The sequence below is a fragment of the Ruegeria sp. CDSB029 genome, assembly GCF_059611125.1.
On the sequence record NZ_JBXWOX010000008.1, the window covers coordinates 122248 to 143235 of the forward strand.

General features: G+C 54.6%; 18 protein-coding genes. 12 read left to right on the forward strand and 6 right to left on the reverse strand.

Features of this window, described 5'->3' with window-relative positions; genetic code table 11:
* The first annotated feature begins 2 nt into the window (after window positions 1–2).
* The 8 genes from AC2FI8_RS11875 (at window position 3) to AC2FI8_RS11910 (ending at window position 8624) form a co-directional block, all read left to right on the forward strand.
* On the forward strand, window positions 3–905 hold the full coding sequence (locus tag AC2FI8_RS11875) for a fatty acid desaturase (protein ID WP_496779197.1): 903 nt from the start codon (window positions 3–5) through the stop codon (window positions 903–905).
* Window positions 906–1146: 241 nt separating this feature from the next.
* A complete protein-coding gene (locus AC2FI8_RS11880) occupies window positions 1147–2268 on the forward strand; it encodes an aromatic ring-hydroxylating oxygenase subunit alpha (RefSeq protein WP_496779199.1) in 1122 nt (373 codons plus the stop codon).
* Window positions 2265–3791: a choline-sulfatase gene (betC, locus tag AC2FI8_RS11885; RefSeq protein WP_496779201.1), complete on the forward strand. Its 1527-nt coding sequence runs from the start codon at window positions 2265–2267 to the stop codon at window positions 3789–3791. Before AC2FI8_RS11880 ends, betC begins: the two co-directional genes overlap by 4 nt.
* Window positions 3792–3796: 5 nt before the next feature.
* On the forward strand, window positions 3797–4591 hold the full coding sequence (locus AC2FI8_RS11890) for an SDR family oxidoreductase (RefSeq protein WP_109312332.1): 795 nt from the start codon (window positions 3797–3799) through the stop codon (window positions 4589–4591).
* Window positions 4591–5523: a 3,5-dioxohexanoate:acetyl-CoA acetone transferase gene (gene kce / locus AC2FI8_RS11895; protein WP_480592599.1), complete on the forward strand. Its 933-nt coding sequence runs from the start codon at window positions 4591–4593 to the stop codon at window positions 5521–5523. Before AC2FI8_RS11890 ends, kce begins: the two co-directional genes overlap by 1 nt.
* 10 nt (window positions 5524–5533) lie before the next feature.
* Complete coding sequence (locus tag AC2FI8_RS11900; RefSeq protein ID WP_496779203.1) at window positions 5534–6952, forward strand: gamma-aminobutyraldehyde dehydrogenase; 1419 nt, start codon at window positions 5534–5536, stop codon at window positions 6950–6952.
* Window positions 6952–7692 carry an SDR family NAD(P)-dependent oxidoreductase gene (locus tag AC2FI8_RS11905; protein WP_496764463.1) on the forward strand — a complete coding sequence of 247 codons (741 nt, stop codon included), beginning with the start codon at window positions 6952–6954 and terminating at the stop codon, window positions 7690–7692. Before AC2FI8_RS11900 ends, AC2FI8_RS11905 begins: the two co-directional genes overlap by 1 nt.
* Entirely contained in the window at window positions 7692–8624 is a 933-nt protein-coding gene (locus AC2FI8_RS11910; RefSeq protein ID WP_496779205.1) for a 3-hydroxyacyl-CoA dehydrogenase NAD-binding domain-containing protein, read from the forward strand. The genes AC2FI8_RS11905 and AC2FI8_RS11910 overlap by 1 nt, the downstream gene beginning before the upstream one ends.
* Here the strand turns inward: AC2FI8_RS11910 and AC2FI8_RS11915 are convergent.
* A complete protein-coding gene (locus AC2FI8_RS11915) occupies window positions 8602–9633 on the reverse strand; it encodes a GlxA family transcriptional regulator (RefSeq protein ID WP_496764458.1) in 1032 nt (343 codons plus the stop codon). The two genes, AC2FI8_RS11910 and AC2FI8_RS11915, sit on opposite strands and share 23 nt — an antisense overlap.
* 301 nt (window positions 9634–9934) lie before the next feature.
* Between AC2FI8_RS11915 and AC2FI8_RS11920 the strand changes: the two genes are divergently transcribed.
* Window positions 9935–10984 carry a GFA family protein gene (locus AC2FI8_RS11920; RefSeq protein ID WP_496764456.1) on the forward strand — a complete coding sequence of 350 codons (1050 nt, stop codon included), beginning with the start codon at window positions 9935–9937 and terminating at the stop codon, window positions 10982–10984.
* Window positions 10985–11181: 197 nt separating this feature from the next.
* Here the strand turns inward: AC2FI8_RS11920 and AC2FI8_RS11925 are convergent, their stop codons facing one another.
* The 3 genes from AC2FI8_RS11925 to gntH all read right to left on the reverse strand — a co-directional run bounded on the left by AC2FI8_RS11925 (window position 11182) and on the right by gntH (window position 15472).
* Window positions 11182–12372, reverse strand: a complete 1191-nt coding sequence (locus AC2FI8_RS11925) for a HupE/UreJ family protein (RefSeq protein ID WP_496779207.1) — start codon at window positions 12370–12372, stop codon at window positions 11182–11184.
* Between the two features lie 85 nt (window positions 12373–12457).
* A complete protein-coding gene (locus tag AC2FI8_RS11930; RefSeq protein WP_496779209.1) occupies window positions 12458–14269 on the reverse strand; it encodes a hypothetical protein in 1812 nt (603 codons plus the stop codon).
* A 9-nt stretch (window positions 14270–14278) separates the two neighbouring features.
* A complete protein-coding gene (gntH, locus tag AC2FI8_RS11935; protein WP_496779211.1) occupies window positions 14279–15472 on the reverse strand; it encodes a guanitoxin biosynthesis MBL fold metallo-hydrolase GntH in 1194 nt (397 codons plus the stop codon).
* Window positions 15473–15659: 187 nt separating this feature from the next.
* Between gntH and AC2FI8_RS11940 the strand changes: the two genes are divergently transcribed.
* Window positions 15660–16181, forward strand: a complete 522-nt coding sequence (locus tag AC2FI8_RS11940) for a TetR/AcrR family transcriptional regulator (RefSeq protein WP_496779213.1) — start codon at window positions 15660–15662, stop codon at window positions 16179–16181.
* A 172-nt stretch (window positions 16182–16353) separates the two neighbouring features.
* On the opposite strand, the gene AC2FI8_RS11945 is transcribed toward AC2FI8_RS11940, so the two are convergent.
* Entirely contained in the window at window positions 16354–17412 is a 1059-nt protein-coding gene (locus AC2FI8_RS11945; protein ID WP_496779294.1) for an anhydro-N-acetylmuramic acid kinase, read from the reverse strand.
* Window positions 17413–17621: 209 nt separating this feature from the next.
* Between AC2FI8_RS11945 and AC2FI8_RS11950 the strand changes: the two genes are divergently transcribed.
* Together AC2FI8_RS11950 and tyrS are read left to right on the forward strand one after the other, a co-directional pair.
* On the forward strand, window positions 17622–18890 hold the full coding sequence (locus AC2FI8_RS11950; RefSeq protein ID WP_496779215.1) for an MFS transporter: 1269 nt from the start codon (window positions 17622–17624) through the stop codon (window positions 18888–18890).
* Window positions 18891–18981: 91 nt separating this feature from the next.
* Window positions 18982–20235: a tyrosine--tRNA ligase gene (gene tyrS, locus AC2FI8_RS11955; RefSeq protein ID WP_113790252.1), complete on the forward strand. Its 1254-nt coding sequence runs from the start codon at window positions 18982–18984 to the stop codon at window positions 20233–20235.
* A 102-nt stretch (window positions 20236–20337) separates the two neighbouring features.
* On the opposite strand, the gene AC2FI8_RS11960 is transcribed toward tyrS, so the two are convergent.
* On the reverse strand, window positions 20338–20880 hold the full coding sequence (locus AC2FI8_RS11960) for a hypothetical protein (RefSeq protein ID WP_496779217.1): 543 nt from the start codon (window positions 20878–20880) through the stop codon (window positions 20338–20340).
* Between the last annotated feature and the right edge of the window lie 108 nt (window positions 20881–20988).

The following is a 20988-nucleotide window of genomic DNA, read 5'->3' on the forward strand; positions in this document are numbered from 1 at the left end:
GCATGGATCACCGCGCCCTCATAGCATCGCTGCCACCCGCGGCCAAAGATCAGCTACAACGGCGCTCGGACTCAGCAGGTCTGCGTCATCTTCTGGGCTATCTGGTGTTACTGTCCGCCACCAGCGCGGGTATCGCGTGGCGGGTCCCTCTCTGGCCGCTCCTGATCCTGCCACAGGGTGTCTTGATGGTGTTTCTGTTCACGCTCAGCCATGAATGCACCCATAAGACCCCATTCAAGACCGGCTGGCTGAACGACGCTGTGGGGCATCTTGTTTCAGTCCCGATCGCCCTGCCCTTTACGTGGTTTCGGTATTTTCACCTTGCGCACCACAAATGGACGAACCACCCTAAGAAAGACCCCGAGCTTGGCGGTAAGCCACGACCGCAGGACCGGCTGAGCCTGCTGACCTACCTGTCTGGCTGGCCTTACTGGAAAGGCATGGCACTTGTCCTGTTCCAAAACGCCTTTGGTCGCATCGACGCCCCGTACCTACCTGCGCGCCAACACACCGCCATGCGGGCTGAGGCACGTCTGCTGTTGATACTCTACGCGGCCGCAGCCCTAAGCCTGCTCCTGTCGCCGCTGCTCTTCTGGCTTTGGATTTTACCGGTTCTGCTGGGGCAGCCATTCCTGCCCCTCTATCTACTGGCGGAACACGGCCTGTGTCCGCCAGTCGCCAACATGCTCGAGAACTCGCGCACCACGTTCACCAACCGGATCGTGCGTTTTGTGGCCTGGAATATGCCCTTCCACGCAGAGCACCACGCATTTCCGAATGTGCCGTTCCATCAGTTGCCCGCGTTGCATCATTGGACACGGGAACATCTGAGATCGACTTCGGACGGATACTCGGAGTTTACGATTGATTATGTACGCAGTGTTAAGCGGCAATCATTCAGCTAGTTGGTTACGAATTGGCTGCTTTGAGCCCATTTTGCCGATTGCTGCAATGTGCACGAATGACCGCTGAACAGGTGCAGGCAAGGACCCAGCATTCGCTTATCAACTAAATGCAATGCTTGATGGATTACTACGGTGTCCCCAAATGCCGAATACTTGGCGAAAATAATCAAACTGGCGGCTGATTAAACATAGCTCCGAATCCAATTTGAAATAGATTTAACCTAACATCGGAGACGCAATCATGACTGATACAGATACAATTTTCTTTGGCTATCATGCTGATCCATCGCGCTCCAGCTCATTGCAGGCTGCTGCCTACACCGAGCGCAAGTGGTTTGACGCAGACCTTTGCGCCATCTTCTCCAAAACTTGGCAATGGGTATGTCATGTTGAGAAAACACGTGAGCCGGGATCTTATGTAACAGTGGATATTGCCGGCCAACCCATTGCCGTTGTGCGTGACAAAGAGGGTAAGCTTCGTGCCTTTTATAATGTCTGCAAACACCGTGCGCATGAATTGCTGTCGGGCGAAGGCAATACAACGCGGATCATGTGCCCCTATCATGCTTGGGTCTATAAACTTGACGGGCAATTGGCCCGCGCACCACATACCGAAAACCTCGAAGATTTCAGGAAAGACGAGATTTGTCTCGATGCAGTGCAGGTCGAGGAATTTTGCGGCTTTGTTTTCGTCAATTTGGATCCGATGGCAGCTTCTTTGTCAGAACAATCCGGCAACTTGGAAACCGAAGTGCGCCATTGGGCACCGGATGTGGATCAACTCACTTTTGGCCATCGTCTGACCTATGACATCAAATCCAACTGGAAGAACGTCGTGGACAACTTCCTAGAGTGCTATCACTGTCCTACAGCGCACAAAGATTTTTGTGACCTCGTGGATATGGATACCTACAAGGTTACGACCTACGGCATTTACTCCAGCCATATGGCTGACGCGGGCACAAGTCCGAATTCCGCATATGACGTGTCGAATGCCACCGTGAAAACCCATGCGGTTTGGTGGCTCTATCCGACGACCTGCCTGATGCGGTATCCGGGGCGATCAAGCATGATCGTGTTGAACATCATCCCCGTTGGGCCAGATCGGACGCTTGAAACTTACGACTTCTTCCTTGAGACGCCGGAACCCGACGCGATGGAGTTGGACGCAATTCGTTATCTGGATGAAGTTCTTCAGGTCGAAGATATCAGCCTTGTCGAAAGTGTGCAGCGCGGGATGAACACACCTGCGTTCACCCAAGGTCGGATCGTCAATGACCCGGATGGTTCCGGCAAGTCCGAGCACGCCGTACATCACTTCCATGGCCTAGTCCTGGATGCTTACGCAAAAGGTGCTGCGTGACACGGCCAAACATCCTTGTGATCATGGCGGACCAATTGGCACCACACTTCACTGGGGCATACGGGCACAAGGTTGCCAAGACACCCCACCTTGATGCGTTAGCCGCACGCGGCATGCGCTTTGATGCGGCTTACTGCAATTCTCCACTCTGTGCACCTTCACGGTTTGCCTTTATGTCGGGCCAGCACATCAGCCGCATTGCAGCTTACGACAATGCATCCGAGTTCAGAGCCTCGGTGCCAACATTTGCGCATTACCTTAAATCGCTAGGCTACCGGACCTGTCTTTCAGGCAAGATGCATTTCGTTGGCCCAGATCAGATGCATGGGTTCGAAGACAGGGTAACAACCGATATCTACCCCGCAGATTTCGCATGGACCCCGGATTGGGAAGCGCCTGATGAGCGGATCGATAAGTGGTATCATAACATGCAAACCGTCAAGGAAAGCGGTTTGGCCCATGCGACCTTCCAGATCGACTATGACAATGAAGTTGGCTTTGCCGCCAATCGCTGGCTCTTCGATGTTGCCCGAGACAAAGCACGTGGGAACGATGCGCCCTTTGCGATGGTGGTAAGCTTCATTCACCCGCATGATCCTTACGTTGCGAGGCCCGAATGGTGGAATCTCTATTTGGACGATGAGATCGACATGCCGTCCTTTACACCCGCGACAGAGGATCAGGACCCGTTCTCGCGTCGATTGATGGATGGGATCGAAGCATCATATGTGCCGCTCAGTGATGAAGAAATCCGTCGCGCGCGTCATGCTTATCTGGCCAATGTCAGCTACTTCGACAGCAAGATCGGGGAGCTGATTCAGACCCTCGAAGAGACGGGCGAGTTGGACAATACCATAGTGTTTGTAACTGCGGATCACGGCGACATGCTGGGAGAACGTGGGCTGTGGTATAAAATGAATTTCTTTGAACACTCTGCGCGCGTTCCACTGGTCATGGCCGGGCCGGGCGTTGCAGTGGGGACAACGCAGAATGCAGTGTCGCTGGTCGATTTGCTGCCGACCTTTATCGATATTGGCGGCGGTAACGAGACAATGATCGGAGAACCGATCGACGGCCGCAGTCTAATGCCTTTGGCCCGTGGCGAATACGACCCAGTTGATGAAGCCATCGGTGAGTATTGTGCCGAGATGACGGGCTATCCCGTAATCATGATCCGGCGCGGCCCTTTAAAATACATTTATTGCGACAGCGATCCGCCGCAGCTCTACGATCTAAACGCCGACCCGCTGGAAACAAAAAATGTTGCCACAGACCCTGACTATGCTGACCCGGCAGCCCGCTTTGCAGCCGAAGTCGCGGAACGGTGGGACGGTAGTGAATTGCGAAAAAAGATTATCGCCACGCAGAGATCACGCCGCGCGTTACATGCCGCGATGGAAGCAGGTGCCAGCGAGTCATGGGATTACAACCCACCATCTGATGCAAGTCAGCAGTATGTCCGCAACAACTTGGATTGGACGGTGGCCGCTAGTCGCTACCGCTATCCGCCTTTGAAGGATTGAAGCCAATGATGCTGAACGGAAAAATTGCCCTTGTGACCGGCGCGCGCGGTGGCATCGGGCGTGCAATTGTCGCGCGGTTCCTAAAAGAAGGGGCAACAGTATTTGCCGCAGACCTCACACCGGAAGGATCGTTAGACCAGCACGACGAAGATGGCAGTCATTTTGTTAAGCTGGATGTGACTCAAGAGGCAGACTCGGTTGCGGCGATGGATCATGTGCGCGCCACACACGGAAAGTTGGACATCCTAGTAAACGCGGCCGGGATCGAGATCGAAAAAACCGTTGAAGAGACCACGCTGGAGGAATGGAACCAAAGCTTTGCCGTGAATTCTACAGGCACGTTCCTGACCTCGAAATACGCCATCCCATTGATGCGCGAAGCGGCGAAGACAGGGAATAGCGCAAGCCTCATCAATTTTGGCTCCTACGATGGGTTCATCGCTGATCCGGGCCTTGCGGCCTATTGCGCAACCAAAGGTGCAGTACACGCTTTGACCCGCGCAATGGCTTGCGATCATGGCCCCGAAGGTATCCGCGTAAACGCCATCTGCCCCGGCTATATCGATACCCCAATGCTGCAGAGCTTCTTCAACGGAGATGGATCTGGTGGCGCCGGCGGCAATATTGAAACGCTGCAACAGGCCGTGCGCGATGTTCATCCGACGCGCACCTACGGGACGCCACAGGACATTGCAAACCTGGTTAACTGGCTTGCTTCCGACGAAGCACGGTATGCCTCTGGCCAGTTGTGGGTTCTGGACGGGGGGCTGTCTGCACAAGTGCAGCAGATGAAGCTCTGATGCCCAAATCCGTCATCATCACCTGCGCACCCACAGGAGGCATCCATACGCCGTCGATGTCACCACATCTGCCGATTACGCCTGCCGAGATCGCGACAGCAAGTATTGAAGCGGCACAAGCCGGCGCGTCGATCATTCACTTGCACGCACGGCATCCAGAGACCGGCAAACCCGACCCCCGACCCGAGCTATTTCAGCAGTTCCTGCCTGTGATCAAACAGTCCACTGATGTGGTGATGAATGTCTCTACCGGCGGCGGTTTGGGTATGTCGATGGATGAGCGCCTGCTGGCCGCAACTTCGACTAGCCCAGAGATGGCATCTCTCAACATGGGTTCTATGAACTTTGGCATCTTTCCGATGCTGCAGAAATACACCGAGTTTCAGCACGAATGGGAACAGCCATTCCTGGAGATGACAGAGGACTTCATCTTTCCCAACACCTTCAAAACAATTCGTTACGCCATTGAAAAACTTGGTGGTGATCATGGCACCAAGTTCGAGTTCGAATGCTATGATCTTGGCCATCTCTACAACGTCAAATGGTTCGTGGATCAAGGCCTGATCAAACCGCCTTTTTTCATTCAGATGGTGTTCGGCATCTTGGGTGGAGTTGGCGCGGATGCAGACCATCTAACCCACATGCACAACACAGCGGACAAGCTGTTCGGGGCAGAGAACTACGAATGGTCTGTCCTTGCCGCTGGCCGTCACCAAATGCCTTTTGCAACCCAAAGCGCATTGCGCGGCGGAAACCTTCGGGTGGGTCTCGAAGACAGCCTGTTCATCGGCAAAGGTGAGTTGGCCAGATCTAACGCGGAGCAGGTCACGCGCATCCGATCAATTATTGAAAACCTTGGCCTAACGGTCGCGACCCCAGCTGAGGCGCGCGTGCGGCTTGCACTCAAGGGCGGCGATCAGGTTGGGTTCTAAGGAGACGCATATGCAGACCAAAATGTTGATCAACGGTGAAATGGTGGAAGGTACCGGAGAAGCCTTGCACATCCTGAACCCTGCAACCGGCGAGACTATAGGCGAAGTAAAAGAGGCCAGCGATGCACAGATCGAGGCGGCCGTGCGCGGCTCGACAGAGGCATTTGAAGCTTTTTCAACCTCGCCCCCTGCAGAACGAGCCGCGATGTTGCTTCACATAGCTGATGTTATCGAGGCGAACAGCCAGGAGTTGGCAGAACTTGAAAGCCTGGATGTGGGAAAGCCTTGGCCATCCGCTCATGATGACGAGATGCCGCTGACGATTGATGTCTTTCGCTTTTTCGCTGGTGCTGCGCGAACCATGATGGGATCTGCTGCTGGCGAATATGTTGCGGGTCATACCTCGATGATCCGGCGTGATCCAATTGGTCCCGTAGCGGCCATAGCGCCTTGGAACTATCCGCTGATGATGGCGTCCTGGAAGATTGCCGCACCAATTGCGGCAGGATGTTCCATTGTGTTGAAACCGTCCGAGATAACGCCCCTATCTACTCTGCGACTTGCAGAATTGTTACAAGATGTTCTGCCAAAAGGCGTGCTAAACGTGATCCATGGTCGCGGGCTCGGCGTGGGAAATACCCTGATGAACAGCCCACAGATGGAAGGGATCAGTGTTACGGGTTCTCCGGCGACAGGCATGGCTGCAATGCGGGCTGCTTCCCAGAAAATTAAACACGTTCATCTGGAATTGGGCGGCAAGGCGCCGGTCATTGTCTTTGATGATGCTGATCTCGATGCTGTGGCCGAGACGATCCGATATGGCAGCTACTTCAATGCCGGTCAGGACTGCGTACAGCCATGCCGCGTGATGGTTGCAGACAGTGTTTACGACAAACTTGTGGCTGCGATTGCCGATCAGGTAGGCCAGATCCAGACAGGTGCACCGAAAGCTGAAGGAACGGAAATGGGCCCGCTTGTCTCTGCAGTTCAGCGGGATCGAGTAGCGGGTTTTGTTGATCGCGCACGCTGCAGCTCTGAAATCGTTTCCGGTGGGGCGTCTGGCGAAGAAGACGGCTTTTTCTACCAGCCGACAGTCATCGCTGACGTGGACAATACTGCGGAGATAGCTTGCAACGAGGTGTTTGGACCTGTTGTAACAGTCTCCCGTTTTTCTGACGCAGAAGAGGCGTTGAAGATTGCCAACAACGGGCCTTACGGGTTGGCCTCATCGGTCTGGACACGAGATGTTGGACGCGCGATGCAAATGACATCCAAGCTGCGCTATGGGTTTACGTGGGTAAACACGCATGGGGTCGCGACACCCGAGATGCCATGGGCCGCTATGAAGGGGTCCGGTACGGGTAGCGATATGTCGGTCTATGCGCTGGATGCTTACACCGCAGTCCGTCACGTTATGGTGGCACACTGATGCGGTTGGCTGGAAAATGTGCCTTTGTCACAGGCGGCAAGCAGGGCATTGGGCGGGGCATCGTTGAGGCGTTCGTGGCTGAAGGGGCCGCTGTCACTACCTGCGGGCGTGGCCCTCAACCCGATGATCTGCCGGAAAACGTAATTTGGTACACGCTGGATGTGTCCGAAGCCGACGCGGTTGCAGAGATCGCTAGGACAGTCTGTGGGACTGATATCCTTGTAAACAACGCCGGTGTTCAGGTCGAAAAAACAGTGACCGAAAGCACAGACGCGGATTGGGACTTAGTGATGGGCGTAAATGCGCGAGGCGTTTTTAACTGTTGTCGCGCCTTCATTCCAGAAATGTCGCAAGGTGGCTCGATCATCAACATCGGGTCGATCTCGGGCAATGCCGCGGACCCATCGATGGCGCTCTACAATGCGTCAAAGGCGTTTGTGCATGGGCTGACACGCTCTATCGCAGTGGACCACGGACCAGCGGTGCGCTGCAATGCGATCTGCCCGGGGTGGATTGAAACGGGCATGCTGGACGCAGCGTTCGACCTCGCTCATGACCCGGAAAAAGCTAAATCCGACGCGCTGGCTCGCCACGCGGTCAAACGCTTTGGCAAACCTGCCGATATTGCAGCGATGGCTGTGTGGCTGGCCTCTGACGACTCGTCTTTTGCAACCGGCCAGTTGTTCACGGTGGACGGTGGCCTGACGGCGGCCTCCCCCCTTAATCCGGGACTCTTATGATGTCAGAAATTGAAAGAACCGCCATTCTTGGAGCCGGTGTCATCGGGGCAAGCTGGGCAGCTTTGTTTCTCGCCTCGGGCCGTAGCGTGACGGTCTTTGACCCCGATCCGAATACCGAAGCATCCGTTCGCTCTTATATCGAAAAAGCCTGGCCGGCATTGGACGAATTGAATCTCACAGATAGGGCCGCACCTGACGCTATCACTTTCGTTTCAACCGCCGAGGCGGCTGTCCAGGGCGCACAATTCGTTCAGGAGAACGTGCCAGAAAGACTGCCAATTAAGCATTCGACCTATGCCGGGATTGAGCCAGAGTTGAACCCTAACGCAATAGTTTCAAGCTCAACTTCCGGCCTGACGCTCGAAGCTTTGCAAGAGGGATGGCGCGATCCTAGCAAATTGATCCTAGGTCATCCATTTAACCCACCGCATCTCATCCCACTGGTCGAATTGACCGTCAACGATTCCACCGGTTCAGATGTTTTGGACCGCACAGAAGCTTTCTACAAAGACATTGGTAAAATCACGATCCGGATCAAGAAAGGCATGCCAGGGCATGTCGCGAACCGTTTGCAAGCCGCAGTTTGGCGCGAGGCCGTTCATATGGCGGTCGAAGGTGTCGCCAGTGTCGAAGACATCGATAAAGCGATGTGGGCTGGTCCGGGACTCCGATGGGCCGCGATGGGTCCCACAACGCTTTTTCACTTGGGTGCAGGCAATGGTGGCCTGCAGGCCTTCTGTGACCATTTCAAAGACACATTCAATGGCTGGTGGGACGACCTGGGCGACCCTCGTCTTGATGAGGATGTCATCAATAAACTGGTCGACGGCATAAAGGATCAAACACAGGGGCAAAGTACCGAAGAGTTATCAGCGCAACGCGACAAGATGCTTACGGCGATGCAAAAAGCTACCCAACACCTTCGGACTTGATGTCAGGCTTGAACATTGGCCAAGCGCGAAACTCGAACGGGGTGCGGCCTTCAATGCGATCCGCACTGGGGGTCAATCCAAATCGTTTGCGGTATGCCCGGCTGAAATGAACCTGTCCATTAAACCCTGATGCTTCCGCAATCTCGCTGAACTTAAGCTCAGTTTGCGTCACTAATCCGCGCGCGCGATCAAGGCGTATGTCGCGGTAATACTCGATCGGTGACTTATGGACATATTGCTGAAACAATCGGCTAAGTTGCCGTTGCGAAATCTTCAACCTCGCTGATATTTCAGGGATCGACAAAGTGGCTTCCAAGTGCGCCTCCATCAAATCGATCGCGTCCCTTACCACTCCAGAGGTGACGTACCCCAGCGGCTCTACGTCTTTGGGGTTCTGTGATTGGCCTTCTCCGCGCACATTGTGATGAAAAAGGTATCGAGCAGATGCATTGGCGATACTCTCACCAGCGACAGAATGTATAAACCGCAATCCCAGATCTGTTGCTGCAGAACCCCCGCAACAAGTGAAAATCTTTCCATCCATAACAATCATGTTCTCCGACACGGTGGTGTCATGGGCCGTTTCGGCAAAGGCGTCGATGTGTTCATAGTGAACCGTTGCGGTCTTTCCTTTGAGTAGTCCAGCCGTCGCAAGAACAATTGCGCCGGTATCCAAACCACCGAGGATTGCTCCACTCGATTCCCATTTCTGTAGGGCTACCTTGAACTGAGGTGTCCCGTGACGCTCAGGTGTCCAACTTGTACTCACCAGAACCATCCAAGGCTTGCGCGCCACCACCTCCGCCAATGGGGCAGTGTCAACGACCAAGCCGCTGCTGGTTTCAATTGGACCACCAGGGTCTGAGACATAGGTCCAAGAAAATCGAGCCGAACCTGTCAGGTAATTTGCTACTCTGAATGGATCCACGAAAGACGTTGTCGCCGAAACATTAAAATGCGAACTCACCAAAACAACTATGTCTAGCTTGCGATCTAATGGCTGCGTCATGACCGATTTTGTAAAACAGCGTCCAAAATTGTCAATTATGTTTCGGAATTACGCAAAAAACACCAGTGTACTGAGCCAAACACTGCCTAAGTGCGAAGGCTAGGCCGAGGGGATCAGATCTCAATCAGTTTCTGAAGCTAGAATGCCGACATTCGCTTCACCGCAGCGAAGGCCCACTTTGAGCCCAGAGCAGTTTTTTGAAAGTCAAAACAAACGTCTGAATGATCATCCCTCGGGCTATGGCGATTTATGTTAAGCTTTACAGAAACCAGCAGAGACATAACAGTTCTAAGGAATAGAGATGGAACGCAAATTGGCGGCCATACTGGCCACGGATGTTGTTGGTTTCGCGGGGCTGGTTTCGCGCGACGAGAGCGGAACATTGGCCGAGTTGGTACGTCTGGAACGTGAAATCATCCGCATGCAAGTTGAGGCGAACCGAGGCCGTGTTTTCAAGTCTACTGGCGACGGATTCTTGGCTGAGTTCTCAAGCGTTATTGAGGCGGTCAACTGTGCAATTGGCATTCAAAAAGCGTCTGCGCTCGAAGCCCGTCAGTCGAACACGGAAAATGCACTCATCTTGCGTATCGGGGTCTCTCTTGGTGATGTCGTTGTACATGGGGCAGATATATTGGGAGATGGTGTTAATATTGCCGCTCGGCTCGAAGCAATGGCCGAGCCAGGAGGAATAGCGGTCTCCGGCGAAGTGATGGCGCAAATAAATGGTAAGGTAGACATTCCACTTGCGGATTGCGGGCACAAAAAACTGAAAAGCACGGATACTTCAGTCCATGTTTACATGACCCAGTCAAAGCACGGTGAAGAAGGCGGGTTTCTGGATTTCGACAAGGATGAATTGGCAAAGACTATGGTAAAGGGCGGCTGCATTTGTGGAGCCGTCCGGTACGAAGTCAATGCACCAGCGATCAGTACAGGGTATTGCCATTGCAGCTGCTGTAGAAAATTCTCTGGGTCAGCGGTCAATGCGTGGACGGCTTTTCCCGTTTCTGCTGTTCGATTTCTTGATGAAGAGCCCGTGTATTTCGCGACTACGCCAATAGCCAAACGGGGCTTCTGCGCCAAATGCGGAGCAAGCCTGACCTACCAACTCGTTCAGCCGAGGGAAACGGCTTACTTGGTTATGCACACTTCGAGCCTCGATAACCCAGAAAACTTCGCTCCATCGGTCCACTCCGGGATAGAAAGCAAAATGCCTTGGTTCGACATTTTGGATGACTTGCCTCGTACACGGTCAGCAGATTCCAAGGTATTATTGGAGGCATGGTCAAGTGTCGGCTTACCTGACCCGGAAACTTGGGGGCCTCTGGCCAAACCGCCTGAAGTTTTCTAGAACCCGCGCGATGTCGGCTTTGTCCGCGTCTTGCCTGTTCATGCGACGCGCAGCGAATGTCGATCCATACCAAACCGGCCCTTGGTGCAGATCGCGGTGAAGGTGTCAGGAGAGCCCAATCTGTCTTATGCTGTGGAACAGCCGAATGTCCGCATTTCTCTCAGGAAACCATCACGGCACGCACCATCGCAATGACCTTAAGCCAACGTGGAATAAACCTCGGCAACTCGCTGAAAGGTCCAAAAGCAGGCGATAGCCGCACATCCACCGGCTAAGCCCACTCGTAAGGACATCCACAAACTGGAGTTCACGCGCCGACACATTATTAAGGCAGGCCAGAGCGCAAGAATAATGGCGACCTGGCCAAGCTCGACGCCAAGATTGAAAGCAAGCAAGCTCTGCCAGATGTTTGGGGATGTAACCTGCAAAATCTTGTGCAACACAAAGCTAAACCCAAGCCCGTGCAAGAGGCCAATCAGCGTTGTCAGAAGCACCATCGTGACTTCAGAGCGCGCATTGTCCTTAAAACCCACAAACGCTGCGACGGCTGCAAATATGATAGAAAGCGCGATCCCAGTTTCGACGGCAGGAACAAACCACGCGCCCGATGGCACAAACCCGAAGAACCCCAGAGACAGCGTCACGCTATGCCCAATGGTAAAACCGGTTGCACGCAGCAATAGCGCCCTGAGTGTCTGCGCTCCAATGACCAAACACACAACAAAAAGAACATGATCCAATCCTTCGAGGATATGTCGTATACCTTCCCAGACAAAACTCAGGAATCCTCCATACCCCTCTTGCTGAACCACCAATGGTTCAGTCATCAGGCCCCGAGACCGGATTATCTGCGGTGTGTCCGACGCGTAGTCGAGAATGAGGTTGGCCGTTTGGTCCTGATCCGGCAATCCGGGATCTAGCACGTTAGCAATGCTGTACGATTGCACCGGGCCGATAGTTTCATAATACAGGACGAGATCAACAATCGTGTCACCTACATAAAGCGGTGGCGCTAAGGCGGTTTCGGTTTCCACGGCCAGTTGAGCTTCGGCCAAAGTTGCAAATCCAGGCTCATTTCCAACGCGATGCAAGCGAACGGTCTCAACTGTTCCTCTCAAGCGCCGATTGTCGACCAACAGATGTAATCCAACTTCGGCGAATTGCCCCAGCCCATTGGGATCGCTCATGGCAGCCTGCAAGTCGACAAAGTGGACTAACTGACCGTCGCTCAAGGCATTGGTCGTGAATGGTGCAGCTTTCGGCAAGGCATCACCATCCTGGTCACCGACCTTGTCTGCAACCAGATAGGGCATGGGCGTACGGATGTAGACACGCAGACCGTCTTCGGAATGCTCGACATGCGAAATTCGAACGTTGAGGTTAAGCAAAAAATGCGCCGAGGCTGACAGCGTCAGTGACAAAAACACACCGACAAACAGAGCGCCGAAAACAAAAACTTTTGGCCTTGAACACTTATGCATTTGGATCGCGAGCCTCGATTACAGTTAATCCATCCAGCTTCCATTGCCCTGACTCAGGTATGACCTCCGCCAGCACCCGAAATGTAACGGCGCGTATGTGGGCGTGCCCCCAATGACCGCCTTGTGCTTTCACTGTCCATTTGGTCAGGGCACTAAATCCTCCCGGCGTGTGGGTTGGGTTAATGCGCTCCAATTTCAGGTCGCTGATATCAGTAACCGTAGCAAGACTGCCTCCTGGCGTTCGGATCGCGAGACCACGTTCAACCTCTGTTGCGATGTCACCTAGAGACGCTTCCGTTACAATGTGTGCCAGCTCTGACTTTCTTGCGGTAGGCGAAATTTCCAGAGTCACCGTGCTCAAGTTCTCGACCATTGAGCGCAGTATATCTTCCGCAGCCTGCAGCTCAGGGGGTTCAGACTTCTTCCAAGGTAAATCCGGCAAAAGTCCCGAAAAAACGACGGTCGCCGAAGCAGCGGCAATCATGGTTGCGCAACTGGCGCGCTTTGCAACTTTGCCCCTGCACATGAGGAAGAAACCAAGTGAGACGGCACTGATAACTCCGGTGATTAAAGCGATTGCCGGGTTCTGCTGTATCTGCGGCTCAACTGGAATCTGAGTAACAGATGCTTTTTCGTATTGGAGCAAGTGGTTCTGCCACTGAAACTGAGGGTCCGCTGGTGTCACAGCCCCAAAGAACGGCCCGGCGATATCGTTTGAAATGGTCGCGACGCGGGTAATTTCCTCGTCAAACATATCCCATGTGACTGTCACCTGTTCGGGAAGTTCTGCCGATGAGAAAGACAGGATAGCTCCGATAAACGCATTGTTCACGGACACTTCCTTTCCAGGCTCGACAACCTGAAAACCTTGCGATGTTAGCTCCAGGAGCTTTGCTGTTGCGTTTGACGGTTGCACTGATTTGCCATCAATTGTCACCGGGTTACGAGAAGCCAGGAAGGGCGCTGCCTGGTTTACGATCAAGGCGCTAAGTTGTGGCGAAAGTGTCTGCCCTACGTCGAAAGTTTCACCGATCCAAGGCGCCAGTTCACGCAAGCGGATCAGCGTCTCATGCCGAACTTCACGAGGTTCGATATAAAGAAATGTTGATGTTCCGTCCTGGGCTTTTCGATTCAGGCTTTCTGCGGAAAATCGGGTTTCCCAAGGGTCAGGCCAAGAAATCTTTAACTCTGCCTGCTTTGACAAGAAGCTGAAATCCGTGACCGGAACCTCTCGGTCAAAAACCTGCATCCCGATAGTCGCCAGTGGTACACCATCCCACGATGGAGGCACTATAGTCAGCTCCTTGGGAACTGAGTTTTGAAACGGAAAGAACACTTCGACGAACAGGACACGCGGATCTTTTGGCGGGCTGGGAAAAATTTGACCCGAGAATGGGTCGCGCTGACCTGCAAGCGGCGAGGCCCGGTCGATGCGCGTTCGGTATTCTAACTTTCTGATTTCAGCGTTTAGCGGCTGTTTGTCCCTGCCAACAATCGACAGCGCCCGACTTACAGCCTGCGTAGAACCCTGATTGAAATCTTGTTCAGCCTCCGGCTCCCCCCCGACGAAATCTGATGACCAACCAATTGGCAACATATCAGCAAACAACGGAATATCTTCGACGTAGATCTCAAGGTCGACGTAGACCCCATCATCATTGACATGAAGGACAGCGATATTGGGGGCGACTTCTGATCCGTTAGTCAGAACGACATCCGCCGAAACGGCCTGTGCAACTGAAGCCATCAGGCTCAGCATCAGGAATAGTCGGTACAGATACTGCCAAATCGGAATTTTGTTCACCCCTGAACGTTAATTATCCGGCATTGGCGGTGGTGTGTAACCCTCCCATTTTCCCGCTTTGACTTTGTCGGACGGCTCTTTTTCTTTTGAGCGCGGGGCATTGATGTACTCGTCGCTTACAGCTGGTGGCAACGCATAGTCATCAACACTCGCTTCCCGAACAACGATCTGGCCCTTGGTTACGTTGATCACCTGTAGATCTCGCGCCAGCGTCAGAGGCCCATCGTAAGTCGAACGGACGCCTTCCAAAATCGCCTGATAGTTTTCGGGTGAAAGAACAGAGTGATACCCCAGCGCCATGCGCGGTTCGACTGCGGACATCACTTTGCCAAAAGCCGCAGGTTCGGTATGAACGCGCGTAGCTACATAGGTCGCCTGTTTCATGTCCCAGCCAAAATACGGGGCCAGCGCATCCGGTGGTAGAAAAGCCTCGTGAGAAGCGATGTCCGCCCCTTTGGCATATTCGACATACCATTTGTTTGGGTAAGTATCGCCACCAAAGACGTATTTTAGCCCATTCCATTCCAGTGAGTAGCTCACGGAACCATCAAGGCTGTGGATCGCTGGCCAGGACCGGATCGTGACATCGTTCTCCTGATAAACAATTTCGTTTTCCTGCATGTAGTCGAATTCAGTGACATCAAGCTTTGCGCCATCGTCCGGCAGCGCGCCCGTTCGCGTGGCCAAGTCCCAGGCGTAAGCCTTGGACATGCCATCAACATAGGCTTTGGTGCCCAGTTCATCTTCTGATCCGGACGGGCCGAAGATGCGGAGCGGGGTATATCTGCCTGAAAGCCACCCCCCAACGTGGAGGCCCATGAAATCTCCAACGTGGTCAACATGCAAATGGCTGAAAAAGACCTTGTCGACCTTTGCAAAGTCCGGGCGCAGCGAGAACAGGTTGCCCGTTGCGCCCGTTCCCACATCAAACAGAAAGACGTCACCATTCCCAAGTTCCACATAGAACGAAATAGAAACTGCAGCCTTGGTTTGATTTGGCATCCCCGTACCCAGTGCCGTAATTCGCATCTCATCCTCTCCGAGGATTTCTGTGTTGGGAAAGTAAGAAGCGGGATAAACACCGTTTTCGATTTCAGTGGCACTCCGACCCGTCGGCAAGGCGTTTTGCGCCGTGGCTGTGCCAGCCAGTGTCATGCCTAAGGCCATCAATGTACTGGCTGCGGTTTTCATTAAGTTATTCATTGATCCCCCCTTTTCAAAGCGAAGCCTCTTAAGAGAACACGAATTCGTGAACCTCTCGTTCACCATAGACATCTCTACGGTAGATCCATAGACTACTCTATGTCAAATAAAGAATGCTGTAATCTGAATGTCAGAATCTATAACTCGAAACTCACCCAAAAACGCCGCGACCAAAGAAGACTGGATATTGCTGGCCTACAAAGTACTCAATGAGGGCGGCGTTTCCGCGATAAAGGTCGTGCCAATGGCAAAGCGACTGAACCTGACAAGCGGCAGCTTTTACTGGCATTTCAAAAACGTCAGTGAGCTTTTGGATGAGGTCCTCAGATATTGGGAGCAAGAACTGACTGACAAAGTGATCGCAAAGGCAAAGACATTTGGCGGCCCCCCGGAAGACCGCATTCTTCTTCTTATGAAAAAAGTCATTGAAGAGGACGCCGCCTTGCCGGATCACGCTGTCTCAGTGTGGGCGAATACTGATGAGAAGGTGAAAGAATCGTATCAAAGAACCATCGGCAAACGGTTCCAATTCGCCGCCTGGATGTTTGAACAGGCCGGGTTCTCGAAAGAGGAAGCGAAAGCGCGTGGAAGATTGATGGTTACTTCGCTAATGGGAGACTCTTCGACCGGTCTGAAAGCGCAAGGCGATTGGGAAAAGGTTATAGACAGGGAACATGCAATTCTTGTCGGAAAGAAGAAGACAGAATAAGTATTTCGCCCGGCATTGTTAGTTTGCTCGAAACGGACCGCCAGTTTTTAATTGCCCTGTAGGAAGAGCACACGCAACAGTGCCAGAAGCCGACGTTCAGTCTGTGACCATCAAGGACCGCTTCGTCCGCGAAAGCAGAAACCGGGCAATTAGCTTTTAACCCACCGCCCCATTACGCAACCGAACTCACAACCCCACCGCCGACCAGCGCTTTCACACCTGTCGTCCCCGGACACGACGTCGGCAGCCTGCGGGCGACGCGTGCCGCGAGATAGGCGAAGGCCTGCGCCTCAAGCATATCTCCGTCCAGACCCACGGCCTCGACTGGTTCGACCGGGCAGTCCAATGCAACGCGCAGCATCTCCATCAATACTGGATTGTGCCGCCCGCCGCCGGTGACCAACATGCGCGAGGGTGGTTTGGGGCAATGTTCCATCCCCTGCACCACGCCCGCGGCACACATGCCGGTCAGCGTGGCCACCGCGTCCGCATCGCTGAGTTCCTGCACCAGTTTGATCATCTCGGAAAAGTCGTTCCGGTCCAGTGATTTTGGCGGCATGCGTATAAAGTAAGGCTCGGACAAAAACAGCTCGAGTGCGCCCATCTCGACGGTTCCGCCGCGCGCGACGGCTCCGTCGCGATCCATCGGCAGGCCCAGACGCGCCTGCATCAGATCGTCGACCGGTGCATTCGCGGGACCAGTGTCGAAAGCCAGCAACGCGCCGGGGGCTTCGGGGCCATCGTAACTGGGGTCCACATACGTCAGGTTCCCGACACCACCGAGGTTCAGAAAGCACAGCGGTTGGGTTGCCTCGATCCACTTGGCGCAGGCAAAGTGAAAGAACGGCGCCAACGGGGCGCCTTCGCCGCCCATCGCCACATCGTCGCTGCGAAAATCCCAGACGACTGGCACCCCCAATGCCTGAGCCAGCCCTTTCCCGTCGCCCACCTGCAACGTCCCGCGCCCACTTGGTTCATGCGCAAGAGTTTGGCCGTGCACACCGATCAGATCGACCTCATCGAATTCAGACAGCGCCTCGGCATGGGCCAGGGTAACAAGCTCTGCCGCGGCATCCACGTCAGGCCCGTGCCACTGCCCTAAAGCGGCGCGCAATACCGCGCGCTCGTGATCGGAGTAAGCACGATACCCACTTGGACCAAAGTCGATAATCCGGTGCCCGTCCGTTTCGACGACCGCAGCATCCACACCGTCCATCGAGGTGCCAGACATCGCGCCCAAAACCCTGATCGCACCTGTTCGTTTGATGGCCCGCCCCACTTTGATTTCTCCTGCCGAATTCTGTTTGTACCGTCATGGTTGATCGGCACAGCCCGTTTAACCTGCCCCTACCGCTGAAGCCAAGGCAAGCCAGATCACACGAGTGTCGCGCTTTTTCCCGACAATTTGGTATAAGGAACACAAATCGGTTTTGGGTGCATATGTCAGACACATACTCACAGAAACAACCATCCGAAAGCCGGAACTATTTCCTGATCTTCTGGTCCGGCGCTCTGGCCACGATCGGAGGGCAGCTGATCAACCCCAATCTGGTGCTGCCGTTCCTATATCTGGCTTTGGGTGCGCCAACGTTCTTTGCGGGGTTGCTTCTGCCTTTTGTCACCGGATCGCGCCTGATTGCCGAAATCTTTGTCTCGCCCTTCATCAATCGGGCGACCCGCGCCAAACTGGCCGTTTACGCACCGAACCTGTTGACGGCCGCAGTATTGGCGGCGGTGGCCCTGTTTTCAACAAAACTGCCCAGCGTGATGATCGTGCTGCTGTTCCTGACCACTGCGATGGTCCTGGGTTTGTGTCAGGGGATCACCAGCCTTGGAACCAGCCAGATCTACGGCATCTCTGTCCCCGAAGCGAAACGGAACAGGATGGTGTTCGCGCAGGCCACCATCTCGGGCATTTTGGCCATCATCGTCGTTCTGGTCACGCGGGACCTGCTGTCCGGGGATCAGCCGATGCAGCGCCATATCGTCGTCCTGTGGTGCGGTGTGATCGCCATGTTCGCCGCGGGTGTTGCCTTTGCGGGGGTGCGATTGCTTGAGGATGAACAACGCGCCCCTTTGCCGGAGCCGAAGAAAAAACCCAAGCCCTTGGCCGAGCTGGCGACCGGATTCAAAACCGGCATGGCCTATCCCTGGTATCGCAAGTTTCTTTCGGCGCGGCTGATCTTTGTATCGGTCGAGCTGGCGATGCCCTTCTACACGATCCATGCGGCGACCCTGCATATGGGGACCAAGCATTCGCTCAGCTATTTTGTCATAGGGGCCAGCCTTGGAATGGTGATCGGCTCGCTTTTGTGGGGGTGGCTCAGCAATCGCGTCTCGGTCAAACCTGTGATGTGGTTGGGGTGCATGATCGCCACAATTTCGGCCCTGATGGCGCTTAGCTTTACATTCTTCGGCTACGCTCAGAACGTCTGGGTCTACGGTCTGGTGATCCTGCTGCTATCGCTGGGCGGGAATGGGGTGATCTATGGGCGCTACCTGTACCTCATTCAGATGAGCGTCGGAAAAGAGCGCCCCTACCTGGTTGCACTAGGGGATGTCAGCGCTGGCCTCGTTGGAATTGTCTTTGCTGCGATCCTTGGCGCAGTCGCACATTTGCATGATCCGATCACACCGATTGTTGTCCTTGTGGTGTTGAACATTATCGCAATGCTCTATGCCTTCCGCTTGCCCCCGGTCAAAAGCTGACACAGCCCGCGTTTTCTTGGAAATGGTGGCTTTTCCTTGCCTGACGCGCCGCCTATACAGTGCCCCGCAACATAAACCCAAAGGGCACGATATGACCTACCACCCCAAATCGGATTTCATCGCCACGATGATCGAGCGCGGCTTTCTCGCCGACTGCACCGATTATCAGGGCCTTGACGAAGCGCTGATCAGTGGGTGCAAACCGGCCTATATCGGCTTTGATGCGACGGCCAAGTCGTTGCATGTGGGCAGCCTGATCCAGATCATGATGCTTCGGTGGTTCCAGAAAACCGGTCACCAGCCAATTACTCTGATGGGCGGCGGCACCACCAAGGTGGGCGACCCGTCGTTCCGGGCGGATGAACGCCCGCTGCTGGGTCCCGAACAGATCGACGAAAACATTGCGGGCATCAAAAAGGTGTTCTCGGCCTATATCGACTATGACAGCGATGCCGAAAACAAGGCGCTGATGCTGAACAATGCCGAATGGCTGGATGGCCTGAACTACCTTGATTTCCTGCGCGATATCGGGCGGCATTTCTCGGTCAATCGAATGCTGGCCTTTGAATCGGTGAAATCCCGGCTGGACCGCGAGCAATCGTTGAGCTTCCTTGAGTTCAACTACATGATCCTGCAGGCCTATGACTTCCTCGAACTGAACCGCCGCTATGGCTGCGTGCTGCAGATGGGCGGCTCGGATCAGTGGGGCAACATCGTCAACGGGATCGACCTCACGCGTCGGGTGCTGGATCACGAGATCTACGGCCTGACTTCGCCCCTGCTGACCACCAGCGACGGCAAGAAGATGGGCAAGTCTCAGGACGGTGCGGTCTGGCTGAACGCCGAGATGCGCTCGCCGTACGAATTCTGGCAGTTCTGGCGCAATACGACCGACGCGGATGTTGGCCGGTTCCTGAAGCTTTACACCGAAATGCCGGTGGATGAGTGTGACCGACTGGGCGCGCTGCAAGGATCAGAGATCAACGAGGCCAAAATCCGCCTTGCTAACGAGGTCACCGCCCTACTGCACGGTGCCGAAGCTGCAGCCAACGCAGAGGCCACGGCCCGTGAAGTGTTCGAAAAGGGCGGTGTCGGGGACGATCTTCCGACCCTGACCCTCAGCGCGGATGAGCTGGGTGACGGCATGTCCATCGTGCAGGTCATCGTGAAATCGGGTCTGGCGAAGTCCGGTAAAGAGGCCAAACGGCTGATCGCGGAAAACGGCGCCAAGTTGGATGATGCGCCGTTGACGGATGCCGGGTTGATGATCGACGCGGGTGCTCTGTCGTCACCAATCAAGCTGAGCGCAGGTAAGAAGCGCCACGCGTTGGTTCAGCTGGGCTAGCGAGCCATTCACCATGAAGTAAACGAAACGGCCACCCTTTGCGGTGGCCGTTTTTTGTTTTAGGTATCGGCTAAGCTTAGGGATGCCCTTGCAAGAACCGCGTCACCTTTCATCATCGTGGGCATTGTTACCCTGGCCCGGGCTATTGCCTTCCGGCCCGTTGCCTCCACCGTTGTTCCCTTTACTGCCGCCCTTACCGCCACCTTTACCTTTGCCGTCTTTGCCGCCACCTTTACCGTCGCCGCCCTTGCCGCCGCCATCATTGCCGCCGCCATCGTTGCCGCCGCCATCGTTGCCGCCACCATCGTTGCCGCCGCCATCATTGCCGCCGCCATCGTTGCCGCCACCTGGGCTGTTGCTTCCGCCACCGCCGCCAGGGCTGTCGCTTCCACCGCCGCCAGGGCTGTTGCTTCCGCCATCGCCAGGGCTGTTGCTTCCGCCACCGCCAGGGCTGTTGCTTCCGCCACCGCCAGGGCTGTTGCTTCCGCCACCGTTGTTGGTACCTCCGGTCGAACTACTGCTGGTATCGCCAGAATCAGACTCACCGCGCGGGCTTGGGTCAGCTTGTGCAATTTGATCGCTGTCCCGATCTTCGCCACCTCGTGCCGAATTTCCGCGGACTGAAGCTGTCTCTAAATCCGTCAACAATACGGCCAAACCCGGGCATTGTTCGCCAGTGTAAGCTAGTGTTGATTCGAAATCTGACCGTGTTTGTAGCCGCTTCAAAAAACTGGGTGTCACGTGCGTACAATC

Bases quoted from the DNA above. Each gene is read 5' to 3' on its own strand.
- AC2FI8_RS11875 (WP_496779197.1), top strand. From the start codon at position 3: ATGGATCACCGCGCCCTCATAGCATCGCTGCCACCCGCGGCCAAAGAT.
- AC2FI8_RS11880 (WP_496779199.1), top strand. From the start codon at position 1,147: ATGACTGATACAGATACAATTTTCTTTGGCTATCATGCTGATCCATCG.
- AC2FI8_RS11890 (WP_109312332.1), top strand. From the start codon at position 3,797: ATGATGCTGAACGGAAAAATTGCCCTTGTGACCGGCGCGCGCGGTGGC.
- kce (WP_480592599.1), top strand. From the start codon at position 4,591: ATGCCCAAATCCGTCATCATCACCTGCGCACCCACAGGAGGCATCCAT.
- AC2FI8_RS11900 (WP_496779203.1), top strand. From the start codon at position 5,534: ATGCAGACCAAAATGTTGATCAACGGTGAAATGGTGGAAGGTACCGGA.
- AC2FI8_RS11905 (WP_496764463.1), top strand. From the start codon at position 6,952: ATGCGGTTGGCTGGAAAATGTGCCTTTGTCACAGGCGGCAAGCAGGGC.
- AC2FI8_RS11910 (WP_496779205.1), top strand. From the start codon at position 7,692: ATGTCAGAAATTGAAAGAACCGCCATTCTTGGAGCCGGTGTCATCGGG.
- AC2FI8_RS11915 (WP_496764458.1), bottom strand. From the start codon at position 9,633: ATGACGCAGCCATTAGATCGCAAGCTAGACATAGTTGTTTTGGTGAGT.
- AC2FI8_RS11920 (WP_496764456.1), top strand. From the start codon at position 9,935: ATGGAACGCAAATTGGCGGCCATACTGGCCACGGATGTTGTTGGTTTC.
- gntH (WP_496779211.1), bottom strand. From the start codon at position 15,472: ATGAATAACTTAATGAAAACCGCAGCCAGTACATTGATGGCCTTAGGC.
- AC2FI8_RS11945 (WP_496779294.1), bottom strand. From the start codon at position 17,412: ATGTCTGGCACCTCGATGGACGGTGTGGATGCTGCGGTCGTCGAAACG.
- AC2FI8_RS11950 (WP_496779215.1), top strand. From the start codon at position 17,622: ATGTCAGACACATACTCACAGAAACAACCATCCGAAAGCCGGAACTAT.
- tyrS (WP_113790252.1), top strand. From the start codon at position 18,982: ATGACCTACCACCCCAAATCGGATTTCATCGCCACGATGATCGAGCGC.